We start from the raw sequence: 25,984 nt of genomic DNA on the forward strand, positions 1-25,984 counted from the left end.
CTTGACTCACATTTATGACAGGCTTCTGAACAGCAAAGCGGACGGATTGCCGCTCATTTCGGCTAGTTTGCGGGCGCAAGTCTGTTCACGACGCCCATATCGTCGTTGTCGCGGACCTGCTTCAGATGCTCTTCCGCCTGCGTAGCTTCGCGCTGGCGGTTCCACATCGAGGCATAGAGACCGTTCTTATGAAGAAGCTCGGCGTGGGTGCCGCGCTCAGCGATCTCGCCGCTTTTCAGAACGATGATCTCGTCTGCGCCGATCACTGTGGAAAGGCGGTGGGCGATGACCAGCGTCGTGCGGTTTTTCGATACGACGTCGAGTGCCGTCTGGATGTCCCGCTCGGTGGTGGTGTCGAGGGCAGACGTGGCTTCGTCGAGGATGAGGATCGGCGGCGCCTTCAGGATCGTGCGCGCAATCGCCACGCGCTGCTTCTCGCCGCCGGATAGCTTCAGGCCGCGCTCACCGACCTTGGTGTCGAAGCCTTCTGGCAGCAGATCGATGAAGTGGGCGATCTGCGCGATCTCGGCTGCCGTCTTCACCTCGGCGTCGCTTGCGGAGGGGCGCCCGTAGCGGATGTTGTAGGCGACCGTGTCATTGAAAAGGACCGTGTCCTGCGGGACCATGCCGATCGCCGTGCGCAAGCTCTTCTGCGTGACCGTCCTTATGTCCTGGCCGTCGACGGATACCGAGCCGCTCTGAATGTCGTAGAAGCGGTAGAGCAGGCGCGACAGCGTCGACTTCCCGGCGCCGGAGGGACCAACGACTGCGACGGTTTTGCCTGCGGGCACGTCAAAGGAAATGCCCTTGAGGATCGGTCTAGCCGGGTCATAGGAAAAATGGACGTCCTTGAAGGAGATCGCGCCTTGCTCGATATCGAGAGGTGCTGCGTCAGGCGCGTCTTTCACTTCCGCCTTGACTTCGAGGAGATCGAACATCTGCTCGATGTCAGTCAGGCCCTGACGAATTTCGCGGTAGACGAAACCGATAAAATTCAACGGGACGGAAAGCTGCAGCAGCATGGCATTGACGAAGACGAAATCGCCGACGGTTTGCTCGCCGCGCTGGACGGCAAGAGCTGACAGGATCAACATCACGGTTGTTCCCAGGCCGAAGATCACGCCCTGGCCGAAGTTCAGCCAGCCGAGCGAGGTCCAGACATCCGTCGCCGCCTTTTCATAGCGTTCCATGGATCGATCGAAGCGCTTCGCTTCCATCTCCTCGTTGCCGAAGTACTTGACCGTCTCGAAGTTGAGGAGCGAGTCGATCGCCTTTGTATTGGCGTCCGTGTCGCTGTCGTTCATCGTCCGGCGGATGGCGATACGCCAGTCGCTGGCGCGGATCGTGAACCAGATGTAGGCCCAGACCGTGAACGCGGTGACGGCCAGGTAGGAAAACCCGTAGCCCCACCAGAAGATAATGGCTGTCAGCAGGAACTCGATCAGCGTCGGAACGGAATTGAGGATCGTGAAGCGCACGATCGTCTCGATCCCCTTCGTGCCGCGCTCGATGATGCGCGAAAGCCCGCCAGTCTTGCGCTCGAGATGAAAGCGCAGCGACAGTTCGTGCATATGCACGAAGGTCTTGTAGGCGAGTTGTCGGACAGCGTGCTGCCCGACGCTGGCAAAAAGGGCGTCGCGCAGCTGGTTCAGGCCGAGTTGGATGAGGCGGGTGAGATTGTAGGCAATCACCAGTGCGGTTGCGCCGACAAGCAGGTCCGGCAGCTTGCCGGCCAGATCCAGCTTGCCGTTCAGAGCATCCGTGGCCCACTTGAAGAAGTAGGGGACGAGCAACAGCACAAACTTGGAGATCAGCAGGAAGACGGTCGCCCATACGACTCGCATCTTGAGATCCGTACGGCCGGCTGGCCACATGTACGGCCAGAGGTTGAGAAGAGTCCGCAGCAGGTTGGAGTCAGAGACTGTCTTGTCGTTTGCCATGCGAATCTCCCGCCGAAAGGCGCTGATGGCGCTGCGCTGCCGACAAAATTGCGAGCGGCGGAAATACCGAAAAGGGCCTCGCCGGACATGATCGTCGTCACCGCTAGATAGGGGTCGGCGGGAGCAATACACAGATTGGCACTATAGGAAAAGAGCGGCCGGACATGATCTCTGTCCGGCCGCTCCAATAGTGCATGATTGCCTCAGAGATGCTCGCGGGACATCCGCTTGCGATGAAGCTCTTCCGCATTCGGCAGCGCGTCCTTGGGCAGGCCGAAAATCTGTCCAGGCAAGATGCGGTCAGGATTCGTGATCTTGTCTTCATTGGCGACGTAGATCGTCGTGTAGCGAACGCCCGCACCGTAGATGCGCCGCGATATCTGCCAGAGCGTATCGCCACGGCGGATGATCACAGTCTCATTGCTCGGCGCTAGCGGTGCCTGCTCGATTGTCGTCGGACCATTTTGGTTCGCCGCAATTTCGCTTGTCGCAGCTGCGTCGGGCGTGGCGGGCGCCGTAAACTGGGCAATTTCAGAGCCGAGGTTACCGAGCGCATCGCCAACGGACTTCGCATCCTTTGGCAGCGCCTGCAATGTCTTCAGGGCGCCGGCGGCGGTCTGCGCTGCGGCTGAAGCCTGCTCCTTGAATTCGGCGGTCGCGTCGGCTGCCGCGCGGAAGTCCACGATAGCACGCAGGGCGAACTCGTTGGCGGAGCGGGCTGCGGCAAGCTGTTCCGCACCGGGTGTCTTGCCATCGGCAAAGAGCCCGTTCAGCAGTGCAAATGCCTTGGCTGCATCATTTTTCAGCTTTCCAAGCGCACTTTCATCGAGTGGCACCATTGCCGCCGCGTCTCCGGTCTTGGAGGCAGCCCCCTGTGCCGCAACCGTTACCTGGTTCCCTTCCGGGCGGTTGAAGTTCACGGATGCACGAACGGCGACCTTGCCGGCGTCATCAAGCACGTCGACGCGAATCTTGTGATCGCCGACTGCAAGCGGCATCACGCCGTCGATGACGAAGTGACCATCAGGCCCGGCCTTCGACTTGCCGATCAGTTTTTCATCGGCATAGGCAACGACTGACGCCGATGGTTTGGCAGTGCCTGCGACAAAGATCTTGTCGCCTTCAATCTCCACGGCGTTGACCATCACATCGGCGTTCGTAGCAGCACCAGATGGCACACCGTTTGCTGCGCTTGCCGCGTCGCTCGAGGCCTTTGCCTGATCCGTTTGAGCTCCAGACTGATCCAAAGAGGCGGCAGCGCCATTTGCGGCAACCTGTGTGTCTGGCTTGGGTGCCGTAATAATGCGGCTGGCTTTGCCAGGCTTGGAAACCATTGCCAGCAATTCGGCGGGCTTGCCGTCCTTCGGCACGGACACAGTCGCGACCTCTTCCGATGTCGAGGCCTTGCCATCCTTGCCGGTGGCCCGCAGAACGAGCTGGTGATCGCCGGGCGCGAGGGGGGTGTCGAGCACCGCAACAAAGTCGCCGGTCGGACCGACGTCCGTCGTGGTCACGACCTTGTCCCCGTCCAGAATTTCAAGCTTGCTGTTCGGTTCGGCCGAGCCGGCAATCACGGTGGAACCATCCGGTTCAACTCTCAGCACGTCGAAGGTCGGGAGATTGCTGGCACTCTCCGCAGGGGCGGCAGCCGGTGCGGGTTGGCCAGCGGATGTCGGCTCAGGCGAGCCCGTTAGCGCTGCCTCCGCCTTCGCGATCGCGGCTGCCGCATCGGCAGTATTCTCCGGCAACGCCTTGATTATTGTCAGGGCCTTGGCTGCGCCATCCTTGATCTTGCTCGCGGCAGCCACCGTGACTGGGTTGCTGCCGTCCGGGATCGCAAAATCAGCGAGCGTTTGAAGAGACGTCGTGGCCTTGGATTTGGCTGCCTCGAAAACTTCCTGAACCGGACCCTTGCCGTCTGCAAAGAGCGCCTTAAGTTCCGAAATGGATTGGCCCGCCTCTGAAGCAAGGCGACCGACTTTCTGGGTCGTTTCAGCATCGTCGGGGGTAGAGGGGCGTGAAGTCTTTGCGGATTCGGTGACCGTCTTCTTCACTTCGGAGCCGGCCTGATTGATTGCGTCACCAACTTTGGCGGCGTCTCCGCCGATGCGGGGCATGACGAAAAAGACCATCAAAAGAATTGCGACTACAAGCACTGCAAGGGCCAGCAAGCCGGCACGGTTTCTCATCATCACGTCTCCCCAGGCGGCAATCTTGCCGGACTTCCTAAAATTGCTAGCGATTCCCGCTGCTTTGCACAAGCAGTCAAAGTAGCCAGGAAAATGTAAGACGCAGGTTTTCCGTCATTTTTCTTGACTGGAGGCAGAGAGAATAGTTGTTTGCCCCTATGACAGATCAATCTCATTCCATTCGCTCCATCTGTGTTTACTGCGGCTCGCGACCGGGCAGCGATCCTCGCCACATGGCGGCGGGCCGTGCGCTGGGTAAGGAAATCGCCGAATATGGCCTGCGCCTCATCTATGGTGGAGGCACCAAGGGCATCATGGGGGCTGTGGCGAGCGGTGTGCTTTCGCACGGTGGTCAGGTAACCGGAATCATCCCCGAGTTCCTGATCGACATGGAGGCTACGCGCCATTCCCTCGGCCAGCTCAATGAACTGATTGTAACGCCGGATATGCATACGCGCAAACACACGATGTTTGAGCGCTCCGATGCATTCGTTGCCCTGCCTGGCGGTATCGGTACGCTGGAGGAGATCGTCGAGATCATGACCTGGGCACAGCTCGGCCGCCATGAAAAGCCGATGGTGTTTGCCAACATCAATGGCTTCTGGGATCCGATGATGGAACTTATGCGCCACATGACCGACGAGGGCTTCGTCCACACGGCGCACCGTGTCCAGCCGCTCGTCATCGACGATATATCCGAGATCATCCCCGGCATCATGGCGCAGGCGGCCGAGATCGCATCGCTCGATCGCGAGGGCGAGGATGCAGTGATCTCGAAGATGTAAAGGCCGGGCTTAGCGCGCCCGGCTCCCCTTGAACATTCCCCAGCTGTAGAGGAAGAGACCCGCCCAGATCAGCGGGAACGCAATCATGCGTGCCGTGCCGAGAGGCTCGTGAAACACGAAGATCGCAATCAGGAAGATCATCGTCGGCGCGATGTACTGCATGATACCGATCGTCGAAAGCCGCAGCAGCTTGGCGCCGTTGGCATAGATCATCAGCGGGACGGCGGTAACGACGCCGCATCCGAGCAGCAAGGCAGTATCTGCCCAACCTGTGCGATAGAAGTGTCCCGAGCCGCTGCCAAATTCGAGATAGAGAATGTAGAAGAACGCCGGGACGCTGAGGATCAGCACTTCGAGGAAGAAGCCCTGGTTCGGACCGAGCGGCAACGTCTTGCGAAACAATGCGTAGAGCCCCCAGGAGATCGTCAGCGTCAACGATACCCACGGAACGCCGCCACTGTCGAGAGCGAGTACGACAACCGCGAGGCCAGCAAGCGCAATAGCGCCGATTTGCAGCGGCTGCAGCCGCTCTTTCAGGACTGCGGCGCCAAGAAAAATGCTGAACAGCGGATTGATGAAATAGCCGAGTGCGGCATCGAGCGCGTGGCCAGCACCGATCGCCCAAACATAGGTGCCCCAGTTGATCGTAATGAGGGCTGCCGTGAGTGCCGCCATGGCCAGCATCCGCGGCGAGCGCAGGGCCGTGCGGATATCGTTCGTGCGTCCGAGAACGATCAGCACCAAACCCGCCAGGGGCAGGGACCAAAGAATGCGATGGGCAATTACCTCCGCCGGCGAAATGTGGGCGACGGCCTTCATGTAGATAGGCAGGAAACCCCACAGCAGGTAGGCGGTCAGCGCAAAGGCGAAGCCACGCGGACTGTCTTCGTTCTTGACAACAGGAGCGCTTGCATTGGCGGACATCGAGTGTTTCCATATTTGTTCTTGTTGTGGATGCGCTTAACCTAACGGGCGTGAATAGGCCAATTCATTTCGGTGAATGGATGGCGGCCATCGCGACGGTGAAGGAGATGGACGAACAGGCTCTCGCGAGCTGCCGCAGAGCATTTGCCTCCCGTCTGCTGACGAAGGAAGGCATTCAAAACGACGCGCTGTTGCACTCCTTTGCGACCGTCCCGCGCGAGCGCTTCCTGGGGCCGCCGCCATGGAAGATGGCGAGTTGGGGCGGCTACGTCGATATTCCTTCGAGAGATGCATCGGTCGTTTACCAGGATGCCCTGTTTGCACTTCAGCATGAACGGCACGTCAACAACGGCAGTCCGAGCTTGCACACACGGGGGATACATAGGCTCGCTCTCAGAAGAGGCGATAGGGTTTGTCATATTGGCGCCGGCAGCGGCTACTACACGGCGATCATGTCCCTGCTCGTCGGACAGGATGGTCGTGTCATCGCTGTCGAATTCGACGGAGATTTGGCGCGGCGCGCAGAGGATAACCTGCGACCCTATCCGAACGTTCAAGTCGTCCACGGCAACGGCATAGAATGGCCGCGCGATCCGACGGACGCCGTCTACGTGAACTTTGCGATCCATCGTCCGGCCGACGCCTGGGTGGAGCGTCTGAGGCCCGGGGGGCGATTGATCTTGCCAGTGGGCGTTCCCGACGTCGATGCGAAGGGGCCGACGGGCCTTGCCTCCTATGCCGGCTTCTTTCTGTTTCGCCGCGAAAAGCAGGGCTACTCAGCGGAATATCTCTGCCCGGTTGCATTTGTCTGGGCAGAGGCCGTAGCGGGTGGATTCGATAGCTACAGACGGCTCGAAACCGCCTTTAGCAGGGGCGGTGCCCACCGCATCGGCGCCCTGCGCTGGAAGACAGAGCGGCAGGGCGAGGAGTGGTATTCGGAGGCGGACTGGGGCCTCGCCTTCACTCCGTGAGCCTATTCCGCGGCGATCTTGCCGGCCAACTGCCTGTTCTTCATCAGCTTGTAGATCACCGAGTCCATCAGCGCCTGGAAGGACGCGTCGATGATGTTTTCCGATACGCCGACCGTCCACCAGCGAACGCCATCGCTGTCAGTGGACTCGATGAGGACGCGGGTGATGGCCTCGGTGCCGCCGTTGAGGATACGCACCTTGAAGTCTGCCAGAACCAGATCGTCTATCTCGTGCTGGTACTTGCCGAAGTCCTTGCGCAGTGCGAGGTCGAGCGCGTTGACCGGACCGTCGCCTTCGGCGACCGACATGATCGTCTGCCCGTCGATGGCAATTTTCACCACCGCTTCCGAGACGATCTTTACGCGGCCATGCGAATCGAAGCGGCGCTCCACCATGACGCGGAAGCCCTCGATCGAGAAGAATTCCGGGATGGTGCCGAGGGTGCGACGTGCGAGCAATTCGAAGCTCGCATCGGCGCCCTCATAGGCATAGCCCGATGCCTCACGCTCCTTGACCAGCGCGATCAGGCGGTCGAGCTTCGGATCGTCTTTCCCGACCTCGATGCCGCGCCGCTTCAGCGCGTTGATGAAGTTTGCCTTGCCACCCTGGTCGGAGACCATGACCTTGCGGAAATTGCCAACGCTTTCCGGTGTCACGTGTTCATAGGTGCGCGGATCCTTCAGCAGCGCCGAAGCATGGATTCCGGCCTTGGTGGCGAAGGCTGAGGCGCCGACATAGGGCATCTGATGATCCGGGGACCTGTTCAGAAGCTCGTCGAACGCATGCGAAAGGCGCGTCAGGTTGGTCAGCCGCTCGCTGTCGATCGATGTCTCGAAGCGATGTGCGTACGTTTCCTTGAGGGCGAGCGTCGGGATCAGCGTCACGAGGTTTGCGTTGCCGCAGCGCTCGCCGATCCCATTCAGCGTGCCCTGGATCTGGCGCACGCCTGCCTCGACGGCTGCCAGCGAGTTGGCAACTGCCTGGCCCGTATCGTTGTGCGCATGGATGCCAAGACAGTGGCCGGGAACGCCTGCAGCAATGAGCGCCTCAACGATCATCCGGATTTCGGGCGGCTGCGTGCCGCCATTGGTGTCACAGAGCACGACCCAGCGCGCGCCCGACTCATAGGCGGTTTTGGCGCAGGCGATGGCATAGTCGGGGTTCGCCTTGTAGCCGTCGAAGAAATGCTCGCAATCGACCATTGCTTCCTTGCCGGCAGCGACGGCGGCCTTGACGCTTTCGGCAATGCTCTCGAGGTTTTCCTCGTTGGTGCAGCCGAGCGCGACCTTCACATGATAGTCCCAGCTCTTGGCAACAAAACAGATCGCGTCACTTTCGGCTTGCAGCAGTCCCGCCAGGCCGGGATCGTTCGAGGCCGAAACACCGGCACGCTTCGTCATCCCGAAGGCAACGAAAGAGGCGCGGGACGTCCGTTTCTCCGCAAAGAAGGCGGTATCCGTCGGATTGGCGCCGGGATAGCCGCCTTCGACATAGTCGAGGCCGAATTCGTCCAGCATGCTCGCGATCGCAATCTTGTCCTCGACGGAGAAGTCGATGCCGGGCGTCTGCTGCCCGTCGCGGAGCGTCGTGTCGAAGAGGTAGATCTTTTCGCGTGTCATGATGGTCGTCCTGTCGGCCTTGCGGCTTGTTATTGCTTTCCGGCGAACTTGTCCGTGGCGCGGATAAGCTTGTCGAGGATGCCGGGCTCCGAGTAGGCGTGCCCGGCGCCTTCAATCAGGTGAAACTCGGCCGTCGGCCACGCCTTGTGCAGCAGCCAGGCATACCTGGCCGGGCAGGGCATGTCGTAGCGGCCATGCACGATGACACCGGGAATGTCCTTCAGCTTGTAGGCATCGCGCAGCAGCTGACCTTCGTCCATCCAGCCGGCATTGACGAAGAAGTGGTTCTCGATCCGGGCAAAGGCATAGGCGAAGTTCGCGTCCTCGAACTTGCCGCTCGTCGCCTTTTCCGGCAGCAGCGTAATCGTCTCGCCTTCCCAGATGCTCCACGCCTGCGCAGCTTCAAGGGCGACGGCCCTGTCGGCGCCGGTGAGCCGCCGATTGTAGGCAAGCATCATTTCATGCCGCTCTTCCGGAGGAATCGGTGCTATGAAGCGTTCCCATTTGTCGGGGAACATCTCCGACACGCCGAACTGATAGTACCAGGCGAGCTCGGCCTTGGTGAGCGTGTAGATACCGCGCACGACCAGCTCGGAAACGCGCTCCGGGTGGGTCTCGGCGTAAGCGAGAGCCAGCGTCGAACCCCACGAGCCGCCGAATACCTGCCACTTTTCGACGCCGGCCATCTCGCGCAGCCGCTCTATGTCGGCAACGAGGTGCCAGGTGGTGTTGGCATTGAGGTCGGCGTGAGGCGTGGACTTGCCGCAACCACGCTGGTCGAACAGCAGCACGTCGTAGAGAGCGGGATCGAACAGGCGGCGATGGCTCGGCGAGAAACCGCCTCCTGGTCCGCCATGCAGGAAGACTGCCGGCTTTGCACCTGGTGTGCCCGAACGCTCCCAATAGATCTTGTGGCCGTCACCGACGTCGAGGTGACCCGACGCATAGGCTTCGATTTCGGGATAGAGGGTACGGAGCACTTCAGTCATATTTTGACGCCTTCAGATGGCCAGATTGCAGTATCGTGATCGGGATGCTGGAAGGAGATAATCTTCTCCTGCTGCGAGTAGTAATCCGGGTCCTTGTGGAGAGGTTGGTCGAAGATCGTCTCGACCCAGGGAATGCGGGCGTCGTAGTTGACCTGGATCTGCGGTGAGAGATCGCTGCGATCGTCGAACGTGCCGATTGCCAGCTCAAGGCCGCCGGGGTGGCGGTACGTCATCGGCGTGCCGCAGTTCTTGCAGAAGCCCCGCTCGATATTGACGGAAGACTGAAAGTAGCTCGGCGCACCGCGCGTCCACTCCATGCCTTCATCGGGCGCGGTTACGAGCGCGGAGAAGAAACCGCCGAACTGTTTCTGGCACATGCGGCAGTGGCAGATCGAAGGGCGGCCGAGCTTGCCGCTGATGCGAAATCTGACTGCGCCGCACTGGCAGCCGCCGGTTCGAATAGGTTCGCTCATTTTGAGGCTCCGCTTGGCCAATGGGCCGTGTCGTGATCGGGATGTTGGTGATTGCTCGCGGCAATCGCGTTTTCACGCTCGGGCGTTTCCGGCTCCGACTCGACAGGCAGGGCATGGAGTTCATGAAACCAGCTCATCCTGCGTCCGGTGTTCGATTGCATCACCGGCTTGACGCTATCGGGATCGTCCAGTGAGCCGAGCACGATATTGACGAAGTCCGCATCCGGAACATCATAGAAAAGCGGTGTCCCACAATCGGCGCAAAAGCCGCGGCGAACGATATCGGACGAATGAAACCACTTCGGCTCGCCGCGCGTCAGCGCAAAATCCCGTCGTTTGGCAGCGGCCAGCGGCATGAAGTAGTTCCCGGCCGCTTTCTGGCACATTCGGCAATGGCAAAGGTGCGGATAGCCCAGTTCGCCAACGGCCCGGTAGCGAACCGCGCCGCATTGGCAACCTCCGCTCAGAGCCGCAACCGTTGTCACGAGTTCCTCTCCCCAGGCCAGGTGGTCGTGTCGTGATCCGGATGCTGGTAGGAGACGATGTCGAGCACGAAAGGTGCTGCCTCGGCATCCTCTTCGGTTTCGCGCGCAGGCAACTCATGCAGGTGATCGACGAAATCGATCTTGCGCTCCGTGCCGAACTGGATGACCGGCGGAAGTGCGGAAGGGTCGTCGAAAGCGCCTGCCGCGACCGCCATCCCATCCGGCGCCTCGTACGTCAGCGGTGTGCCGCAATCGGCACAGAAACCACGCTCGACTAGGTTAGAGGAACGAAAGCGCTTGCGTTCGCCACGCGTCCACTCGAATTCGGCACCGCGAACAGAAACCAGCGGCGCATAGTAGGCGCCGAAAGCCTTCTGGCACATGCGGCAATGACAGGTGGATGAATCCTTGAGCTCTCCGCGAACCCTGAAGCGGATCGCTCCGCACTGGCATCCGCCGGTGTAGGTGCTCATCTCTTCACCTCCCACTTGGTTACGCGTTCGCCGGTCGCCGGATCCTTGCCGTCCTTGAGCTGGATGCCTTCGGCCAACAGTGTGTCGCGGATCTTGTCTGCCTCGGCGAAGTTCTTCGCCTTGAGCAGCTCGAGCCGCGCCTTGACCCGCCGGTCGATCTCAATGGCAACCGCCTCGTCGATCTCCGCCATTTCGGGCAGGACGCCGAGCAACGCAGCACTGGCGGCAAATGTTGCACGGTCGCCGGACTGGGCAAGCGCATGCAATGCCTGGATTGCTGCCACTGTGTTGAGGTCGTCGGCCAAGGCATTGACGACGGCGGCGTCGGGCTGCGCACCCGCAGCATCCGCTGCGGGCCACTTGGCGAGCAGGCGTTCGGCTTCTTCGAGGCGCTTGATCGAGAAATCGATCGGCTCGCGGTAATGCGTCATCAGCATAGCAAGACGCAGCACATCGCCCGGCCACTGCCGGCCACCGAACTTCTCGGTGTGCAGCAATTCGTAGATGGTAACGAAGTTGCCTTCGGACTTCGACATCTTGCGGCCTTCGACCTGCAGGAAGCCGTTGTGCATCCAGACATTGGCCATGACCTTGGTACCATGAGCGCAACGCGACTGGGCGATCTCGTTCTCGTGGTGCGGGAAGATCAGGTCCAGGCCGCCGCCGTGAATATCGAAGACCTCGCCGAGGTAACGTTCGCTCATGGCCGAGCACTCGATGTGCCAGCCCGGGCGGCCACGGCCCCACGGGCTTTCCCAGCCAGGTTCACTGTCGCTGGAGAGCTTCCACAATACGAAGTCGCCGGGGTTCTTCTTGTGTGCGTCGACGGCGATGCGGGCGCCAGCCTGCTGTTCGTCGAGATTGCGCTTCGACAACTGGCCGTAATCGACCATCGATTTCGTGTCGAAGAGCACTTCGCCGGATGCCTGGTAGGCATGGCCGTTGGCGATCAGCTTTTCGATGATCTCGATCATCTTGCCAATATTGTCCGTGGCGCGGGGCTGAACCGAAGGCTCAAGGCAGCCGAGCGCCTTGGCGTCATCGAGGAACTGCTTCTCGGTCTTCTGCGTCACTGCGCGGATGGCGTCATTCAGCGGCAGACCGGGATAGTCACGCAGGGCACGCGCGTTGATCTTGTCGTCAACGTCGGTAATGTTGCGCGCATATGTGACGTGGTCGCCGCCATAGACATGGTTTAGCAACCGAAAGAGCACATCAAAGACAATGACCGGGCGCGCGTTACCGATGTGGGCGAAATCGTAGACGGTCGGACCGCAGACATACATGCGGACATTCTGCGGATCGATCGGCGCAAAGGCCATCTTTTCGCGCGTCAGCGTGTTGTAAAGCTTCAGTTCCGGCTTCTTAGTGTCTGGCGCGCCGGCCATGTCTACTCTCCCAAATGCAATGATCCGAAAAAACTCTACCACCGGCGGGCCGGGGCGTTTCTCATCTTGGACTTTTCAGGAGACGAAAACGGCCAGGCCAGCGAGCGCGCTAGCGAATAATCTTCCGGCAGATAATGCAGATAACCGTTTTCATGGCGGGTTTTATGGCGCGGGAACAGGGTTTGGTCAAGGGGGGTGAGGAGCAGTCCGGCGTAAGCCGGAGCAATCGATCCAGTGAATCGATTGCAGCGACGAACGCCCGAAGCACAAGCGAAGGGTCGGCCCGGTCCCATTCGCACGAGCCCCGCAAAATTCTGCTACAACGCACCAGGAAATGCGGAAGACCCCTGATGTGAAAACCCTCTATCGAACAATCCTCGGACTGGTGATTCTGGCTGTCGCGGTCGCATCCTATCTGGCATACGATCGCGCCATGGCACCATTCAATCCTCCGACGCTTGCCGACTATCCGATACAGGGCATCGACATCAGCCATCATCAGGGCGCGATAGACTGGCAGGCTCTGGCCCGTCAGCCGAAGGTCCGTTTCGCGATCATGAAGGCGACGGAGGGCGGCGACCACCGCGACACGAGCTTTACGGAAAACTGGAAGGCTGCGAAGGACGCCGGCATCGTGCGCGGTGCCTATCACTTCTTCACCTTCTGCCGCCCTGGCCGAGAACAGGCGCGTAATCTGATCCAGACGGTGCCGGTGGAAGCGGATGCGCTGCCGATCGCGATTGATCTCGAATTCACCGGCAACTGCGGCAAGGTGCCGACGGTTGACGAACTAAGCTTGGAAATCAAAGTGTTCTTCGACGAACTGAACGGCGCCTATCCAGGCAAGCCGATCTTCTACCTGAACCAGCAGTTCTTCGATCAGTATCTCAAGGGAAACGAGGCACGCTTTCCGGATCACTATCTCTGGCTGCGCAGCATCGCGCAGGAACCACGCCAGAACGATTGCCAGGATTGGTCAATCTGGCAGTTCGCCGACAATGGTACGTTGGACGGCATTCAAGGTCCCGTCGACCTCAACGCGCTCTGCCCGTCAGAAACAGGCTTCGCGCACCTGTTCCCGGCACTGGCCGCCAATTGACGCATACTTATTCCGGCAGGCGATAGTCGACCAGCTTGTTCTCACGGACGATGAAGAGCTTGCCAGTCTCGGTCACATCAGGACCAACCAAAGGCAGGATCGCCTTGGCGATCTCGGAGGGATGCGGCAGCGTCTCGGGATCTTCACCCGGAACGGCCTGGGCGCGCATGGCTGTGCGGGTTGCGCCCGGATCGACGCTGGTGATGCGAAGCGGCGTGCGCTGCGTTTCGCCGGCCCACGTGCGGGCAAGCGCCTCGACAGCAGCCTTCGACGCGGAGTAGGGACCCCAGAACGGGCGACACTTGTGCGCAGCACCGGACGAGAGGATGACAGCACGACCAGCCTCGGAGCGCGACAGCAGCGGATCGACCGAGCGGATCAGGCGCCACGTCGCGGTGACGTTGATGTTCATCACCTTCTCGAAGGTCTTCGCCTCGACATGGCCGATCGGCGAGATCACGCCGAGCACGCCGGCATTGGCGACGAGAATGTCGAGCTTGCCCCAGCGCTCGAAGATCGAGGCGCCCAGAGCGTCGATCGCGTTCATGTCCGCGAGATCGAACGGAACGAGGGTCGCCGAGCCGCCTGCGGCCTTGATCGCATCATCGAGATCCTCAAGACCACCAACCGTACGGGCGCAGGCAATCACATGCGCCCCGGCCTTTGCCAGTTCCAGCGCGGTGAAATAGCCGATGCCGCGGGATGCGCCGGTGACGAGCGCGATCTTGCCTTCAAGGTTGATAGTCATGGTCCCCCCGTAGCTGAAAAAGCAAGGGGCGCAATAAGCGCCCCTTGGTCAAATGTCAAAGCCACAATGGCTGTCAGCCGTTGGTCGCGAGCAAGGAAACCTTGCGTCCCATCGTTTCGCCTTCCTTGTCGAGGAGGCGGGTCGGGTAGTCACCCGTGAAGTAGTGGTCGGTAAACTGCGGGCGGGCATCGTTGCGATCCTCGCCGCCGACGGCGCGATAAAGGCCGTTGATCGACAGGAACTCCAGCGAGTCAGCGCCGATATATTTGCACATGGCTTCGAGGCTGTCGTACTGGTTGGCCAGCAGCTTCTCGCGATCAGGCGTGTCGATGCCGTAGAAATCGGGATAGTAGATCATCGGGCTTGCGACGCGCAGATGCACTTCCTTGGCGCCGGCATCGCGGATCATCTGCACGATCTTCAGCGATGTCGTGCCGCGCACGACCGAGTCATCGACGAGAACGACACGCTTGCCTTCGATCATCGCCCGGTTGGCGGAGTGCTTCAGCTTGACGCCGAAAGCGCGGATCTGCTGTGTCGGCTCGATGAAGGTACGGCCGACATAGTGGTTACGGATAATACCGTATTCGAACGGGATGCCGCTTTCCTGCGCGTAGCCGAGTGCAGCCGGTGTGCCGCCATCCGGAACGGGAACGACGACGTCAGCCTCGACGGGCGCTTCCTTGGCAAGGTTGATGCCCATGTTCTTGCGGGCGACGTAGACGCTGCGACCGCCGACGACCGAATCCGGGCGGGCGAAATAGACATACTCGAACAGGCAGAGGCGCTCGGGCTGGCCGTTGCCGGCCTTTCGTGCGTCGATCGAGATCGAACCATCAGGCTGGATCTCGCAGATGATGACTTCGCCGTTCTCGACGTCGCGGATGAACTTCGCGCCGATGATATCGAGTGCGCAGGTCTCCGAAGCGAAGATCGGCTTGCCGTCGAGTTCGCCCATGACGAGCGGGCGGATACCCGTGGGGTCGCGTGCCGCAATCAGCTTCGTGCGCGTCATGGCGAGCATCGAATAGCCGCCCTCCATCTGACGGATCGCATCGATGAAGCGGTCAGCGGTCGAGGTGTAGCGCGAGCGGGCGATGAGGTGGAGAACGACTTCGGTATCGGAGGTCGACTGACAGATGGCGCCACCGGCGATCAACTGGCGACGAAGCGTCAGGCCGTTCGTGAAGTTGCCGTTGTGGGCGATGGCGATGCCGCCAACTTCAAGCTCGGCGAAGAGCGGCTGCACGTTGCGGAGCGCGACTTCGCCTGTCGTGGAGTAGCGATTGTGGCCGATGGAGATATTGCCCGGCAGGCGGGCGAGGGTGGTTGGGTCCGTGTAGTGGTCTCCGACCAGGCCCATATGCCGTTCCGAGTGGAAGCGCAGACCGTCGAAGGAAACGATACCGGCTGCTTCCTGCCCGCGATGCTGAAGTGCATGCAGGCCGAGCGCGGTCAGGGTAGACGCATCGTCATGGCCAAGAATGCCGAAGACGCCGCATTCTTCGTGGAGGGTGTCTCCATCGAATTCGTCATTAAGCGTCAAGGAATGGGACTGGTTCATCGATGCGGGCCTTTGCTCTCACAAGAATGGATCGGCTTTCCATAGCATGACGCCGTGATCATGCGTTTTAAACGGCTGAGGCCCGACAGAGCGGATGCCCGGCCGGACCTTTATTCACGTTCCGCTCAGATGGCAATTGCCAGGTGGCGGGTCAAGCTGTTGAACACTGCGTCAATTAGACGGCTGCTGTGCACCGGTTGCAGGGGCGGGCGCTGCATCTTCAGCGGGCGCCGCCTGGTCGGATGCCGCCGGCGCGTCGCCGCTCTCAGTATTGCCGCCCTGCGGCTGAATTTTGTCCATCACGCTCGCTCGCACCATCTGCGCGAATTCCGCCGGCAGTACGGACTGCAACTTGACGACCATCGAGTCCAGGAACGGCTTCGACTTGGCGTTGTTCACCCAGGCCGGGCGGTGATCCACGTCCACGAGCCAGTTCCAGAAGGCGACGGCGACGACGAGAAGAAGTATGCCCCTAGCCGCGCCGAAGAGAAAGCCCAAAGTGCGGTCCAGCGCGCCGATCCGGCTGTCGATGATGAAGTCCGCGATCTTCATGGTGATGAAGGAGATTACGATCAGCGCGATCAGGAACACCACCGCGGCTGAACCCACGAGCGCGATGCGGTCGTCATCCGTGTACTTCTTCGCGTAGGGGACCAGGTATGGATAGAAATAGTATGCGGCGGCTGCAGAGCCGCCCCAGCTTGCGATCGAGAGGACTTCGCGGGAGAAGCCGCGCACCATTGCAAGTACGGCGGAAAAAAGAACGACGCCGATGACAATACCGTCGAAAATCGTAATGGGCATATAAATTCAACTCCAGGACCGCCGCTTATCTACGGCTTGGTCGCGCCTCATTGCGTGCTTCCTATAACATCACCGGTGTAGGCGATGAAAGGATCAAACCTCTTCTTCCACACGTCGCAGCGCACCTTTCGACCCGGCAATGCGCGCAACCAGGTCCGGCAGGCTCTCTATCTCGCTCCAACGACCGCCGGAACCCTTCGGCAGGTCGGCTGATGCCGAGGGAAGCAGTGCGGCAGAAAAGCCCAGCTTCTCGGCTTCTTTGAGGCGCTGGGACGTATGTGAAACCGGCCGGACGGCGCCCGACAGGCTGACTTCGCCGAAATAGACACAATTGGCCGGCAGAGCAATACCGGCGAGCGAGGAAACCAGAGCCGACGCGACAGCGAGGTCAGCGGCCGGTTCGGAGATGCGATAGCCGCCAGCGATGTTCAGATAAACGTCGTGCTGGCCGAGCCGGACGCCGCAATGAGCCTCGAGCACGGCAAGGATCATCGACAGGCGTGCCGAGTCCCAGCCGACCACGGCGCGACGGGGCGTGCCGAGCGATGTCGGGGCAACCAGTGCCTGCACTTCGACGAGGATCGGGCGCGTGCCTTCCATGCCGGCAAAGACGGCGGCCCCCGGCGATTTCTCGTTGCGCTCGCCAAGGAAGAGTTCGGACGGATTGGCGACCTCGCGCAGTCCCTTGTCCGACATTTCGAAGACGCCGATCTCGTCGGTCGGTCCGAAACGGTTCTTGACGGTGCGCAGGATACGGTAGTGGTGACCGCGATCGCCTTCAAAATAGAGCACGGCATCGACCATATGCTCGACGACACGCGGGCCCGCGATCTGGCCGTCCTTGGTGACGTGGCCGACAAGAACCATGGCCGCACCGGTCTGTTTCGCGAAGCGGATCATCGACTGAACACCGGTGCGTACCTGCGTCACGGTTCCGGGCGCGGATTCGGCCAGTTCGCTCCAAAGCGTCTGGATGGAGTCGATGATGACGAGATCCGGCCGCTTGCCTTCCGCGACCGTCGCCAGGATGTCCTCCACATTGGTTTCCGCGGCGAGCAGCACATCGGTGTCGGCGGCCTGCAGACGCTGCGCCCGCAGCCGCACCTGGGCGACCGCCTCTTCGCCCGATACGTAGATGACGCGGTGGCCGTGGCGTGACAATGCTGCCGCTCCCTGCATCAGCAGTGTCGATTTGCCGATACCGGGATCGCCGCCGATCAGCACAGCGGAGCCGCGCACGAAGCCGCCGCCAAGCGCCCGGTCGAGTTCGGAAATGCCTGTGTGGATGCGTGGAGCTTCCTCGATTTCGCCTGACAGCGTCGTCAGCGTGACCGGCCGGCCCTTCTTCGGCGTCTTGGCCGGTCCGCCACCGATGCCGCCCATCGGGTCTTCTTCGACGATCGTATTCCACTCGCCGCAATTGTCGCATTTGCCTGCCCAGCGGTTATGGACCGCGCCGCAGCTCTGGCAGATGAATTGTGTCCTGGCCTTCGCCATCAGTCATGCTTTCGGTTGGATGGTCGCCAGCGCGCCGCATCGAATCACTTTGGTGGCTCAAATAATCATTCGCGGCACCGATCAAAACTAATGATTTCCCTATAAGTGTGTCTGGGTGCACCTGTTCTCCACTGTCTTGGAGGCAACGACTATGCTGGATTACTCGCTTGCGCATTGGATCGCGTTCTTGACCGCGGCGGTGCTGCTCAATCTGTCGCCCGGTCCGGACATGGCTTTCATTCTCGGCCACACCCTCAAGAGCGGAGCGAGGACCGGCTTTGCGGCGCTCTTCGGTATCTGGACTGGTGCCAGCCTGCATGTGGCGATGGCAGCCTTCGGACTGTCGGCGCTCCTCGCCGCCTCGGCGCTGGCCTTCTCGGCCGTCAAGTGGGCCGGCGCGATATATCTCGTCTGGCTCGGCATTCAGGCATTGCGCTCGAAGGGCGAGGGCGGTCTGGTCAGCGCGGCGAAGGACGTCCTGCCATGGAGCCGCGTCTACAGGCAGGGCATCCTCGTTTCGCTTTTGAACCCGAAGGTGGCGATCTTCTTTCTTGCCTTCCTGCCCCAGTTCGTGGTCGAGGGCGCCGGACCGACCTGGCTGCAACTCGCAGTCCATGGCGTGCTCATCATTGCCGTGGCCGCCTTCATCGAGCCACCGCTCATCCTGGCCGGAGGACGCCTTGCCGATCTCATCAAGCGCAAGAAAAGCATCGGCCTCTGGCTCGATCGTGGCCTTGGCGCGCTGCTTGTGGCGCTCGGCGTGCGGCTGGCTTTGACGACGCGCTGAGGTCTTACTCTTCCTCTACGAGATAGCGTCTTTCATGCCGCAGACCGATGCTGGTCAGAATCTCGTAGCCGATCGTGCCGGCCGAGCGGGCGACGTCGTCGACGAGCACGTTCTTTCCGAACAGTTCCACGTAATCGCCTGCGCGCACTGCATTTTCCGGAATATCTGTGACGTCGAAAATCGTCAGGTCCATCGTGATGCGGCCGGCAATGGGAACCTTCCGCCCGGCCAGAAAGCCCTGACCGCCCTGCGGCACGACCTGTCGCAATGGCACGCCGCCGCTTGACTGGCTGCGCAGATAACCGTCGGCATAGCCGGCGGATACGACGGCCAGTCGGCTGTCGCGGGTCAGTTGCAGGGCGCGGCCGTAGCTCACGAACTGGCCAGCCGTGACAGTCCGAACCTGGATGATCCGCGCCTCGGCGGTCACGACCGGCCGCATCGGGTTCTTCATGCCTTGGACTGCCTCTCCGCCATAGAGCGTAATGCCTGGACGGGTAAGGTCGAAGTGATAGTCACTGCCGAGGAAGACGCCGGCCGAGGCCGCAAGGCTTGAAGCGATACCTTCATAAGCGGCGCTAACCTGCCGGAATGATTCAAGCTGCTGCCGGTTCATCTCCGAGGAATGGTCGTCGCCACAGGTGAGGTGGCTCATGATGAGCACCGGCGCAAAACTTGCTGGACGTGAAACGTCATCGGCAAGAGCGATAGCATCGTCCATGGAAAGGCCAAGCCTGTTGAAGCCAGTGTCGATGTGAAGCGCGCAAGGATGGTCGCCGTAATCGGCGAGAACCGCCATCCAGAAGGCAAGCTGCTCCTCCGACGAGATCACCGGGACCAGATCGTATCCGAAGAATTTCCGTTCCGTCCCGGGCCATATGCCCGAAAGGACGAAAATGCGGGCGTCGGGGGCATAAGGTCGTAGCGTCACACCCTCGTCGGCAGTCGCCACGAAGAAATCACGCGCGCCGGCCAGGTAAAGCGCCTCGCCGGCATCCTCGATGCCGGTACCGTAGGCATCCGCCTTTACAACCGCAGCAGCGCGCGCTCTTCCAGAACGGCGCGCCATCTCCTTCCAGTTTTCCGTCAAGGCTGTCAGATCGACAGTAAGGCGCAGGCCTGCGGAATCGAATGGGTCTTCATCTTCGAAACTATCAACAAAATCAGTCATGGTGCTTCACAAAAATGGGTGAGTGCTTGTCGCCTCGCAGTCTAAGGATCAATAAGGCAAAGTGAAAGCAAGCCAAGGAGATATCGCGCCCGCGATCACTTTTGTTCAAGACGCGGCGGTCGCACCTAGGATAGTTTGGTTTGATGGAGAATGTTTCTCAGAAAGAGGCGGCAGAAGCGATGCCGCTTGCCGGCGCTGAACGGGCGCGGTTTTGGCGCGACCGGCGTTTTCGCAACATGGAATGCCTGAGCGCAAGTTTCCTGACGCACGAATATGCGCCCCACGCCCACGACACCTTCTCGATCGGCGCCATCGAAAGCGGCACGCAGATCGCAACGATGAAGGGGGTTCGCGAGGAGACTGGCGCAGGTGACCTCTATCTGATCGACCCAGGCGTGGTACATGACGGCGTTCCCGGCGGCGAAGGGTATCGCTATCGAATGATATATCCCGATACAAAGCTCTTCGTGGATATCCTCGAGGATGTGACCGGCAAGGCCTTCAATGCCGTGCCGTCTTTCCCGAAGGAGCTCCTCAGCGATCCCGAGATGGCGGCTGCTTTTCATGCCGCCCATCGGGTGCTGGAGAGCGGCGCCGGCGCGCTTGAATCGGAGGAAGGCATGTTTCGCGTGCTTGCTGCGATCTTCCAGCGCTACGGCAGCACCATCGTCGTGCCCGTGGATACCAAGGAGCGTACGGCGGTAGGTCGCGCTCGCGACTACCTCACCGACAACTTCGACAGCGACATCGGGCTTGAGGAACTGGCTGGCGTCGCCGGCTTGAGCCGTGCACATCTCATCCGGGCTTTCCGTCGCGAGTATCACATCACTCCGCACGCCTTTCTGACTGACAAGCGGGTTCGCGAAGCGCGCAAGCTGTTGCGGGCGGGCAGTGCGCCGGCGGACGTTGCTGTCCAATGCGGCTTCGCCGATCAGGCGCACTTCACCCGCCACTTCAAGGCGCGCACTGGCGTTACCCCCGGGCAATATCGCGCCGGCTGATCACTTTCGTTCAAGACGGCCGCGCCATGACGGCCTACCACCTCCGAACTTTGGAGTTCTGGAGGTTTTCGATGCTTACTCAAAGGCGATCCGCAGGCGACTTTGTTGCCGGAGCGCGGGCAATTCTGCCGCTCGTTGTCGCTGTCATTCCGATTGGCCTCGTCTTCGGTGCTGTTTCGGCAACGAAGGGTCTCTCGACGCTGGAAGCGACACTGATGAGTGCGCTCGTCTTCGCCGGCGGCTCGCAGTTCGTCGCCATGGACATCTGGGCACATCCGGCAAGCTGGGTGGGTGTCGGCTTTGCCGCCCTGCTGGTCAATGTCCGCCACGTGCTGATGAGTGCATCCCTTGGCGTGAAGCTGCAAGCCTTCTCGGGTTGGCGGAAATATGCGGCGATGCTGTTCCTCGCCGACGAGATATGGGCGATCGCCGAGTTCCGGGCGGGTGTGGCGCGGCTGACACCCGCGTGGTTCGCAGGCATTGCCATGCCGTTCTACGCGGCCTGGGTCGGCTCGACCATGGTTGGAGCATCGCTCGGCGCCTTCCTGGGCGATCCTGCCGCCATCGGGCTGGATTTCGCCTTTCCCGCAGTCTTCGTGGTTCTCGCAATGGGTTTCTGGAAGGGCCGCGAGACTGGATTGGTGTTGGCCGCGAGTGCGTTCGCCGCCGTTGTTGTCCACCAATTCGTGCCCGGAGTCTGGTACATCGCCGCCGGCGCTCTCGCCGGCCTTGCGGCTGCACTATGGACCGGCAAGTCGAAGGAGGTCACGGTATGACCTTGGACATTCACACGCTGCTTGCGATCTTCGCCATGGCGGTTGCAACAATGCTGACGCGGGTAAGCGGCCTGCTCCTCATTCGCCATGTCGAGATGACTGAGCAGGCCCGGACCGCGATCGAGGCGATACCGCCGGCAGTGTTGATGGCGGTGATCGCCCCCACCGCATTTGCCACGGGTTGGGCCGAGGCATCAGCCTGCCTTGCCACGGCGCTCGCAGCACGCCGCCTGCCGATGCTGGCAAGCGTTGCCGTTGGGGTTGCGACGGTCGCGATCCTGCGAGCCGCAGGCTTGTAGTCCCTCGGAGCACGACGAGAGCTTCGCGTCAGTGCTCTTCGTACTGGATGAAGGAGGGATCGGCGAGATCCGCGAAGCGCGTAAATTCCGACTGGAAGGCGAGCTTCACAGTACCTGTCGGTCCGTGACGCTGCTTGGCGATGATGACATCGGCCGTGCCCTTGACCTTGTCGAACAAGGCTTCCCATTCCGCATATTTCGGATCATTGGGATCGCGAGGTTCGAGGTTCTTGACGTAGTATTCTTCACGGAACACGAAGAGAACGACGTCGGCGTCCTGCTCGATCGAGCCCGATTCACGAAGGTCGGAAAGCTGCGGACGCTTGTCGTCGCGGCTTTCGACCTGACGCGAGAGCTGCGAAAGGGCGATGATCGGAACGTTGAGTTCCTTGCCGAGCGCCTTCAGGCCTGTGGTGATCTGGGTGATTTCCTGCACGCGGTTATCGCCCTTGCCGGCGCCCGTCATGAGCTGGATGTAGTCCACCACTAGGCAATCGAGACCGCGCTGGCGCTTCAGACGACGCGCACGAGCCGAAAGCTGGGCAATCGAGATACCACCGGTCTGGTCGATGTAGAGCGGCACCTTCTGCATCATCATCGAGCAGGCGACGAGTTTTTCGAAGTCCGCGTCGTTGATGTCGCCGCGGCGGATCTTCGAGGAGGAGACTTCCGTCTGCTCGGAGATGATACGCGTGGCGAGCTGTTCGGACGACATTTCCAACGAGTAAAAGCCGACGACGCCGCCTTGCTTTGCCTTCATGCTGCCGTCCGCCTGCACTTCGCCTTCGTAGGCGGCGGCGATGTTGTAGGCGATGTTGGTCGCAAGCGAGGTCTTGCCCATGCCGGGGCGTCCTGCGAGCACGATCAAGTCGGAGCGCTGCAGACCACCCATCTTGCCATCAAGCGAATGGATGCCCGTCGAGATGCCCGATAGGCCGCCATCGCGTTCCTTGGCAACAGCCGCCATGTCGATCGCGAGCGCCACCGCGTCGTTGAACGACTGGAAACCACCGTCATAACGGCCGTTTTCGGCGAGTTCGAACAGCCGGCGCTCGGTGTCCTCGATCTGCGCCTGTGGCGGCATGTCGAGGGGAGCGTCATAGGCGATGTTGACGACGTCCTCGCCGATGGTGATCAGCGCGCGGCGGAGCGCCAGATCATAGATCGCGCGGCCGTAGTCCTCGGCATTGATGATGGTGACGGCTTCGCGGGCGAGCCGGGCGAGATATTCGGAGACCGTCATGTCGCCGACCTTTTCCTCCGCCTTGAGGAAGGTCTTGATCGTGACCGGATTGGCGATCTTGCCCATGCGGATGATGTCGCCGGCAACTTCGAAGATCTTGCGATGCAGCGGTTCGTAGAGATGGATCGGCTTCAGGAAGTCGGACACCCGGTAGTAGGCGTCGTTGTTCATCAGGATCGCGCCGAGCAGCGCTTGTTCTGCTTCGATGTTGTTGGGTGCTTCCCGATAGTGCTGCTCCGCGGGAGCAACGGCGGCAATCTTTCGAGCGACGTCGTTCATCTTGATCCGTTCTGTCTTTTTCAGCTTCGGGTGTGGCGCGAGCAAGCAACAAAATCAAGTGCGGAAGCGAGGTGCTTCGCATGCCGCCGTCGATACCGGGACGGTTTGCCCGTTGTTCGACTTCTCCACAGCCGCACTTGCGGTCGATATAAAAATACCGAAAGTGTCACCTGCGGAACACGGCCAGAAACGACTCACTTCGATAGTGCCTTGCGTGTTAGTGTAAGCCTGCCGGGGGAGACTTGCACCCAAACACAGGCAGCCACCTCTTGAAAAATGTCGGAAAACGGGATAGGTAGTAAAGATATAATTAGTGCGCTAACAAAATAGGGCTGAAATATATGGGAAATCCCGTTCTCGGGCGTGAGCTGATCGAAGACCTTGCAGCTTTCAATCGCAAACTGAGAGCTGTCTTCGACAAGATAGTGAGGGAGCGCAACATGACGTTGCCGCGGGCTCGCGTTTTCTTCACGCTCAACAAGAAGGACGGTATCAATCAGCGCGAACTTGCAGAGCGGCTGGAACTCGAGACCCCGACGCTCGTCAGGATTCTTGATGCGATGGAAGGGCAGGGCTTCGTCGAGCGCCGCGTTGCCGGCTCTGATCGCCGGGCAAAGGAAATCCACATCACCGAGACCGGCAAGGTCGTTGCCGGTGAGATCGATGACATCGCCGTGAAAGTGCGGGCGCAGGTCATCGCCGGTATTCCCGAAAGTGATCTGAAGACTACTTTGGAAGTGATCCGGGCCATGCAAGCCAACCTGCAGGGCATTCGCGGAATTTGAGGTCCTGCCGATGAGCCTCGCCCAGACCGCCAACGATAATGTGGCGCCAAGACCAGCCGGGGAGGCAAAACCCGACGCACAACAACAGCCGCCGCCGTCGACCGCGGCGGGCGTACCGATGCCGCCCTGGAAGGTGGCGCTCTATATGGGCGCCTCGGCCTTGCTTTTTCTGACGCAGGGCCTCGGCATGAACCTGCTGACCGCCAACATCTATCAGCTGCAGGGGTCGTTTTCCGCGACCACAACGGAGATTTCCTGGCTGTCAGCCGCCTACATGGCGCCTTATGCCAGCATGTCGATCGCGCTGTTCAAGATCCGCACCCAATATGGCCTTCGCCGCTTTGCCGAGCTGGGCATCATCTGTTTCGTAGCCGCAGCGCTTCTCAACCTTTTCATCACGGACCTGCATTCCGCGATCGTCGTGCGTACATTGAGCGGAATGGCTGCCGCACCCCTTTCCACGCTCGGTTTCCTTTACATGCTGGAGCCGTTTCCGCCCGAAAGGAAGCTGTCGCTCGGCATAAGCCTTGCCCTGATGTGCACGCTGTTTGCTTCTCCCGTCGCGCGCATCGTCTCGCCGCCGCTGCTGCATTTCGGCGGCTACGAGGCGCTCTACATGTTCGAGATGGGGCTCGCACTCATAGCTTTCCCAATCATCTATCTGCTGCCGCTTACCGCCCCCCCGCGCGCTATCGTGATACAGAGGCGCGACATACTGAGCTATCTCCTGCTGGCGGCGAGCTTCGGGTGTCTTGCGGTCGTACTGACGCTCGGCCGGCTCTATTGGTGGTTCGAGGCGCCGTGGATCGGTGTCCTGTTGGCGGTATCGGTCGGCACGTTTGCGCTTGTGCTCGCTATGGAGCTTCCGCGCACCAACCCGCTGATCGATTTTCGCTGGCTGTTTACTGGCGCCAATATGCGCATGGCGGGAATCCTGCTGCTCTTCCGCTTCGTGTCCTCCGAGCAGTCGTCAACGGCTGCCAACTTCTACCAGCAGCTCGGGTTGTTGAACGACCAGACCGTGACGCTCTACGCGATCATCCTCCTTGCGTCCGTGGTTGGAGGGCTTTTCTGTGCGTTCCTGATGACCACGCGCTACGTCGAGACCGCACATGTGCTGGCGCTTGCCCTTATTGCCGGCGGTGCCTTTCTGGACAGCCAGTCCACAAGCCTGACCCGTCCGCCTCAGATGTATCTCAGTCAGGCGATGGTTGCCGCGGGCGCGGCAATGTTTCTTCCGCCCGTGATGGCAAACGGATTCAAGGCGGCCATGGCCCGCGGCATGCAGTATATCGTTAACTTCCTGGTGATCTTCGTCTTCACGCAGAGCATCGGGTCGCTCTTCGCGTCGGCGATGCTCGGGACCTTCGTGACAATCCGTGAGAAGTTTCACTCGAACGTGCTCGTCGAACATATCCTGTTGCAGAACCCTATCGTGGCTCAACGGATCTCCCAGATGAGCGCGGCATACGGAAAGGTGCTCGGTGACAAGACGCTACTGAATGCCGAAGGCCTCGTGCTGCTCTCGCAGCAGGTCAGTCGCGAGGCCTATATTCTCGCCTACAACGACACCTTTCTGGTGATCGGCTACGCCTCCGTCCTCGGCCTGATTGTCATCCTTCTCCATCAGGCGTGGCGCAGGCTGCCCTGGCCACGGATAAGCCAGCCAGGCGCAATTCCCGCTCAACCGTGATC

General features: G+C 60.7%; 24 protein-coding genes. 9 read left to right on the plus strand and 15 right to left on the minus strand.

Going from position 1 to position 25,984, the window contains the following annotated elements:
• Window positions 1-62 precede the first annotated feature (62 nt).
• Window positions 63-1,940, minus strand: coding sequence for an ABCB family ABC transporter ATP-binding protein/permease (locus tag JNB88_RS03960; protein ID WP_220354388.1), 1,878 nt, complete (start codon window positions 1,938-1,940; stop codon window positions 63-65).
• 203 nt (window positions 1,941-2,143) lie between these two features.
• Window positions 2,144-4,132 carry a LysM peptidoglycan-binding domain-containing protein gene (locus JNB88_RS03965; protein ID WP_220354389.1) on the minus strand — a complete coding sequence of 663 codons (1,989 nt, stop codon included), beginning with the start codon at window positions 4,130-4,132 and terminating at the stop codon, window positions 2,144-2,146.
• A gap of 155 nt (window positions 4,133-4,287) precedes the next feature.
• Between JNB88_RS03965 and JNB88_RS03970 the strand changes: the two genes are divergently transcribed.
• Window positions 4,288-4,914, plus strand: a complete 627-nt coding sequence (locus JNB88_RS03970) for an LOG family protein (RefSeq protein WP_081930956.1) — start codon at window positions 4,288-4,290, stop codon at window positions 4,912-4,914.
• A gap of 9 nt (window positions 4,915-4,923) precedes the next feature.
• Here JNB88_RS03970 and rarD read toward each other — a convergent pair whose 3' ends face one another.
• Entirely contained in the window at window positions 4,924-5,838 is a 915-nt protein-coding gene (rarD, locus tag JNB88_RS03975; protein WP_220354390.1) for an EamA family transporter RarD, read from the minus strand.
• Between the two features lie 80 nt (window positions 5,839-5,918).
• Here rarD and JNB88_RS03980 point away from each other — a divergent pair, with 80 nt between their 5' ends.
• Window positions 5,919-6,809, plus strand: coding sequence for a protein-L-isoaspartate O-methyltransferase family protein (locus JNB88_RS03980; RefSeq protein ID WP_338110954.1), 891 nt, complete (start codon window positions 5,919-5,921; stop codon window positions 6,807-6,809).
• A gap of 2 nt (window positions 6,810-6,811) precedes the next feature.
• Here the strand turns inward: JNB88_RS03980 and cimA are convergent, their stop codons facing one another.
• From cimA to cysS, 6 genes are read right to left on the minus strand one after another with little or no spacing between them, the layout of a single operon-like run.
• On the minus strand, window positions 6,812-8,428 hold the full coding sequence (gene cimA / locus JNB88_RS03985; protein ID WP_220354391.1) for a citramalate synthase: 1,617 nt from the start codon (window positions 8,426-8,428) through the stop codon (window positions 6,812-6,814).
• Window positions 8,429-8,457: 29 nt separating this feature from the next.
• On the minus strand, window positions 8,458-9,417 hold the full coding sequence (gene pip / locus JNB88_RS03990) for a prolyl aminopeptidase (protein ID WP_220354392.1): 960 nt from the start codon (window positions 9,415-9,417) through the stop codon (window positions 8,458-8,460).
• On the minus strand, window positions 9,414-9,890 hold the full coding sequence (locus tag JNB88_RS03995) for a GFA family protein (RefSeq protein WP_220354393.1): 477 nt from the start codon (window positions 9,888-9,890) through the stop codon (window positions 9,414-9,416). The genes pip and JNB88_RS03995 overlap by 4 nt, the downstream gene beginning before the upstream one ends.
• Window positions 9,887-10,375 carry a GFA family protein gene (locus JNB88_RS04000; RefSeq protein ID WP_220354394.1) on the minus strand — a complete coding sequence of 163 codons (489 nt, stop codon included), beginning with the start codon at window positions 10,373-10,375 and terminating at the stop codon, window positions 9,887-9,889. Before JNB88_RS04000 ends, JNB88_RS03995 begins: the two co-directional genes overlap by 4 nt.
• A complete protein-coding gene (locus tag JNB88_RS04005; protein WP_220354395.1) occupies window positions 10,372-10,848 on the minus strand; it encodes a GFA family protein in 477 nt (158 codons plus the stop codon). The genes JNB88_RS04000 and JNB88_RS04005 overlap by 4 nt, the downstream gene beginning before the upstream one ends.
• Complete coding sequence (cysS, locus tag JNB88_RS04010) at window positions 10,845-12,236, minus strand: cysteine--tRNA ligase (protein ID WP_220354396.1); 1,392 nt, start codon at window positions 12,234-12,236, stop codon at window positions 10,845-10,847. Before cysS ends, JNB88_RS04005 begins: the two co-directional genes overlap by 4 nt.
• 334 nt (window positions 12,237-12,570) lie before the next feature.
• Here cysS and JNB88_RS04015 point away from each other — a divergent pair, with 334 nt between their 5' ends.
• Window positions 12,571-13,335 carry a glycoside hydrolase family 25 protein gene (locus JNB88_RS04015; RefSeq protein WP_222857920.1) on the plus strand — a complete coding sequence of 255 codons (765 nt, stop codon included), beginning with the start codon at window positions 12,571-12,573 and terminating at the stop codon, window positions 13,333-13,335.
• A gap of 7 nt (window positions 13,336-13,342) precedes the next feature.
• Here the strand turns inward: JNB88_RS04015 and JNB88_RS04020 are convergent, their stop codons facing one another.
• The 4 genes from JNB88_RS04020 to radA all read right to left on the minus strand — a co-directional run bounded on the left by JNB88_RS04020 (window position 13,343) and on the right by radA (window position 17,948).
• A complete protein-coding gene (locus tag JNB88_RS04020; protein ID WP_220354397.1) occupies window positions 13,343-14,083 on the minus strand; it encodes an SDR family NAD(P)-dependent oxidoreductase in 741 nt (246 codons plus the stop codon).
• A gap of 73 nt (window positions 14,084-14,156) precedes the next feature.
• The gene (gene purF, locus JNB88_RS04025) at window positions 14,157-15,647 is read right to left on the minus strand and encodes an amidophosphoribosyltransferase (RefSeq protein WP_037134564.1); all 1,491 of its coding nucleotides are present in this window, start codon (window positions 15,645-15,647) and stop codon (window positions 14,157-14,159) included.
• Window positions 15,648-15,818: 171 nt separating this feature from the next.
• Window positions 15,819-16,451, minus strand: a complete 633-nt coding sequence (locus tag JNB88_RS04030; RefSeq protein ID WP_220354398.1) for a CvpA family protein — start codon at window positions 16,449-16,451, stop codon at window positions 15,819-15,821.
• Window positions 16,452-16,544: 93 nt separating this feature from the next.
• Entirely contained in the window at window positions 16,545-17,948 is a 1,404-nt protein-coding gene (gene radA / locus JNB88_RS04035; RefSeq protein WP_220354399.1) for a DNA repair protein RadA, read from the minus strand.
• Between the two features lie 151 nt (window positions 17,949-18,099).
• Between radA and JNB88_RS04040 the strand changes: the two genes are divergently transcribed.
• Entirely contained in the window at window positions 18,100-18,735 is a 636-nt protein-coding gene (locus JNB88_RS04040; RefSeq protein ID WP_220354400.1) for a LysE family translocator, read from the plus strand.
• Window positions 18,736-18,739: 4 nt separating this feature from the next.
• Here the strand turns inward: JNB88_RS04040 and alr are convergent, their stop codons facing one another.
• Window positions 18,740-19,906: an alanine racemase gene (gene alr / locus JNB88_RS04045; RefSeq protein WP_220354401.1), complete on the minus strand. Its 1,167-nt coding sequence runs from the start codon at window positions 19,904-19,906 to the stop codon at window positions 18,740-18,742.
• 179 nt (window positions 19,907-20,085) lie between these two features.
• On the opposite strand from alr, the gene JNB88_RS04050 reads away from it, so the two are divergent.
• The 3 genes from JNB88_RS04050 (at window position 20,086) to JNB88_RS04060 (ending at window position 21,982) form a co-directional block, all read left to right on the plus strand.
• Complete coding sequence (locus tag JNB88_RS04050; RefSeq protein WP_220354689.1) at window positions 20,086-20,907, plus strand: AraC family transcriptional regulator; 822 nt, start codon at window positions 20,086-20,088, stop codon at window positions 20,905-20,907.
• A 71-nt stretch (window positions 20,908-20,978) separates the two neighbouring features.
• Window positions 20,979-21,683, plus strand: a complete 705-nt coding sequence (locus JNB88_RS04055) for an AzlC family ABC transporter permease (protein ID WP_220354402.1) — start codon at window positions 20,979-20,981, stop codon at window positions 21,681-21,683.
• Window positions 21,680-21,982, plus strand: coding sequence for an AzlD family protein (locus JNB88_RS04060; RefSeq protein ID WP_220354403.1), 303 nt, complete (start codon window positions 21,680-21,682; stop codon window positions 21,980-21,982). Before JNB88_RS04055 ends, JNB88_RS04060 begins: the two co-directional genes overlap by 4 nt.
• Before the next feature lie 28 nt (window positions 21,983-22,010).
• On the opposite strand, the gene JNB88_RS04065 is transcribed toward JNB88_RS04060, so the two are convergent.
• Window positions 22,011-23,504, minus strand: coding sequence for a replicative DNA helicase (locus JNB88_RS04065; RefSeq protein WP_037134820.1), 1,494 nt, complete (start codon window positions 23,502-23,504; stop codon window positions 22,011-22,013).
• Between the two features lie 341 nt (window positions 23,505-23,845).
• Here JNB88_RS04065 and JNB88_RS04070 point away from each other — a divergent pair, with 341 nt between their 5' ends.
• Both JNB88_RS04070 and JNB88_RS04075 read left to right on the plus strand, forming a co-directional pair.
• A complete protein-coding gene (locus JNB88_RS04070; RefSeq protein WP_037134573.1) occupies window positions 23,846-24,289 on the plus strand; it encodes a MarR family winged helix-turn-helix transcriptional regulator in 444 nt (147 codons plus the stop codon).
• 10 nt (window positions 24,290-24,299) lie between these two features.
• Window positions 24,300-25,982 carry an MFS transporter gene (locus JNB88_RS04075; protein WP_220354404.1) on the plus strand — a complete coding sequence of 561 codons (1,683 nt, stop codon included), beginning with the start codon at window positions 24,300-24,302 and terminating at the stop codon, window positions 25,980-25,982.
• Window positions 25,983-25,984: the final 2 nt, after the last annotated feature.

Source organism: Rhizobium cauense (assembly GCF_019511525.1).
Lineage (GTDB): Bacteria > Pseudomonadota > Alphaproteobacteria > Rhizobiales > Rhizobiaceae > Rhizobium > Rhizobium cauense.

What these genes read in the sequence shown, in the direction of transcription:
- JNB88_RS03970 (WP_081930956.1), top strand. Translation starts at nt 4,288, where the DNA reads ATGACAGATCAATCTCATTCCATTCGCTCCATCTGTGTTTACTGCGGC.
- JNB88_RS04030 (WP_220354398.1), bottom strand. Translation starts at nt 16,451, where the DNA reads ATGCCCATTACGATTTTCGACGGTATTGTCATCGGCGTCGTTCTTTTT.
- JNB88_RS03965 (WP_220354389.1), bottom strand. Translation starts at nt 4,132, where the DNA reads ATGATGAGAAACCGTGCCGGCTTGCTGGCCCTTGCAGTGCTTGTAGTC.
- JNB88_RS03960 (WP_220354388.1), bottom strand. Translation starts at nt 1,940, where the DNA reads ATGGCAAACGACAAGACAGTCTCTGACTCCAACCTGCTGCGGACTCTT.
- JNB88_RS04060 (WP_220354403.1), top strand. Translation starts at nt 21,680, where the DNA reads ATGACCTTGGACATTCACACGCTGCTTGCGATCTTCGCCATGGCGGTT.
- JNB88_RS04040 (WP_220354400.1), top strand. Translation starts at nt 18,100, where the DNA reads ATGCTGGATTACTCGCTTGCGCATTGGATCGCGTTCTTGACCGCGGCG.
- JNB88_RS04075 (WP_220354404.1), top strand. Translation starts at nt 24,300, where the DNA reads ATGAGCCTCGCCCAGACCGCCAACGATAATGTGGCGCCAAGACCAGCC.
- JNB88_RS03995 (WP_220354393.1), bottom strand. Translation starts at nt 9,890, where the DNA reads ATGAGCGAACCTATTCGAACCGGCGGCTGCCAGTGCGGCGCAGTCAGA.
- JNB88_RS04070 (WP_037134573.1), top strand. Translation starts at nt 23,846, where the DNA reads ATGGGAAATCCCGTTCTCGGGCGTGAGCTGATCGAAGACCTTGCAGCT.
- alr (WP_220354401.1), bottom strand. Translation starts at nt 19,906, where the DNA reads ATGACTGATTTTGTTGATAGTTTCGAAGATGAAGACCCATTCGATTCC.
- JNB88_RS04005 (WP_220354395.1), bottom strand. Translation starts at nt 10,848, where the DNA reads ATGAGCACCTACACCGGCGGATGCCAGTGCGGAGCGATCCGCTTCAGG.
- JNB88_RS04020 (WP_220354397.1), bottom strand. Translation starts at nt 14,083, where the DNA reads ATGACTATCAACCTTGAAGGCAAGATCGCGCTCGTCACCGGCGCATCC.
- JNB88_RS03980 (WP_338110954.1), top strand. Translation starts at nt 5,919, where the DNA reads ATGGCGGCCATCGCGACGGTGAAGGAGATGGACGAACAGGCTCTCGCG.
- JNB88_RS04065 (WP_037134820.1), bottom strand. Translation starts at nt 23,504, where the DNA reads ATGAACGACGTCGCTCGAAAGATTGCCGCCGTTGCTCCCGCGGAGCAG.
- JNB88_RS04015 (WP_222857920.1), top strand. Translation starts at nt 12,571, where the DNA reads ATGCGGAAGACCCCTGATGTGAAAACCCTCTATCGAACAATCCTCGGA.
- purF (WP_037134564.1), bottom strand. Translation starts at nt 15,647, where the DNA reads ATGAACCAGTCCCATTCCTTGACGCTTAATGACGAATTCGATGGAGAC.
- pip (WP_220354392.1), bottom strand. Translation starts at nt 9,417, where the DNA reads ATGACTGAAGTGCTCCGTACCCTCTATCCCGAAATCGAAGCCTATGCG.
- radA (WP_220354399.1), bottom strand. Translation starts at nt 17,948, where the DNA reads ATGGCGAAGGCCAGGACACAATTCATCTGCCAGAGCTGCGGCGCGGTC.
- JNB88_RS04055 (WP_220354402.1), top strand. Translation starts at nt 20,979, where the DNA reads ATGCTTACTCAAAGGCGATCCGCAGGCGACTTTGTTGCCGGAGCGCGG.
- cysS (WP_220354396.1), bottom strand. Translation starts at nt 12,236, where the DNA reads ATGGCCGGCGCGCCAGACACTAAGAAGCCGGAACTGAAGCTTTACAAC.
- rarD (WP_220354390.1), bottom strand. Translation starts at nt 5,838, where the DNA reads ATGTCCGCCAATGCAAGCGCTCCTGTTGTCAAGAACGAAGACAGTCCG.
- JNB88_RS04050 (WP_220354689.1), top strand. Translation starts at nt 20,086, where the DNA reads ATGCCGCTTGCCGGCGCTGAACGGGCGCGGTTTTGGCGCGACCGGCGT.
- cimA (WP_220354391.1), bottom strand. Translation starts at nt 8,428, where the DNA reads ATGACACGCGAAAAGATCTACCTCTTCGACACGACGCTCCGCGACGGG.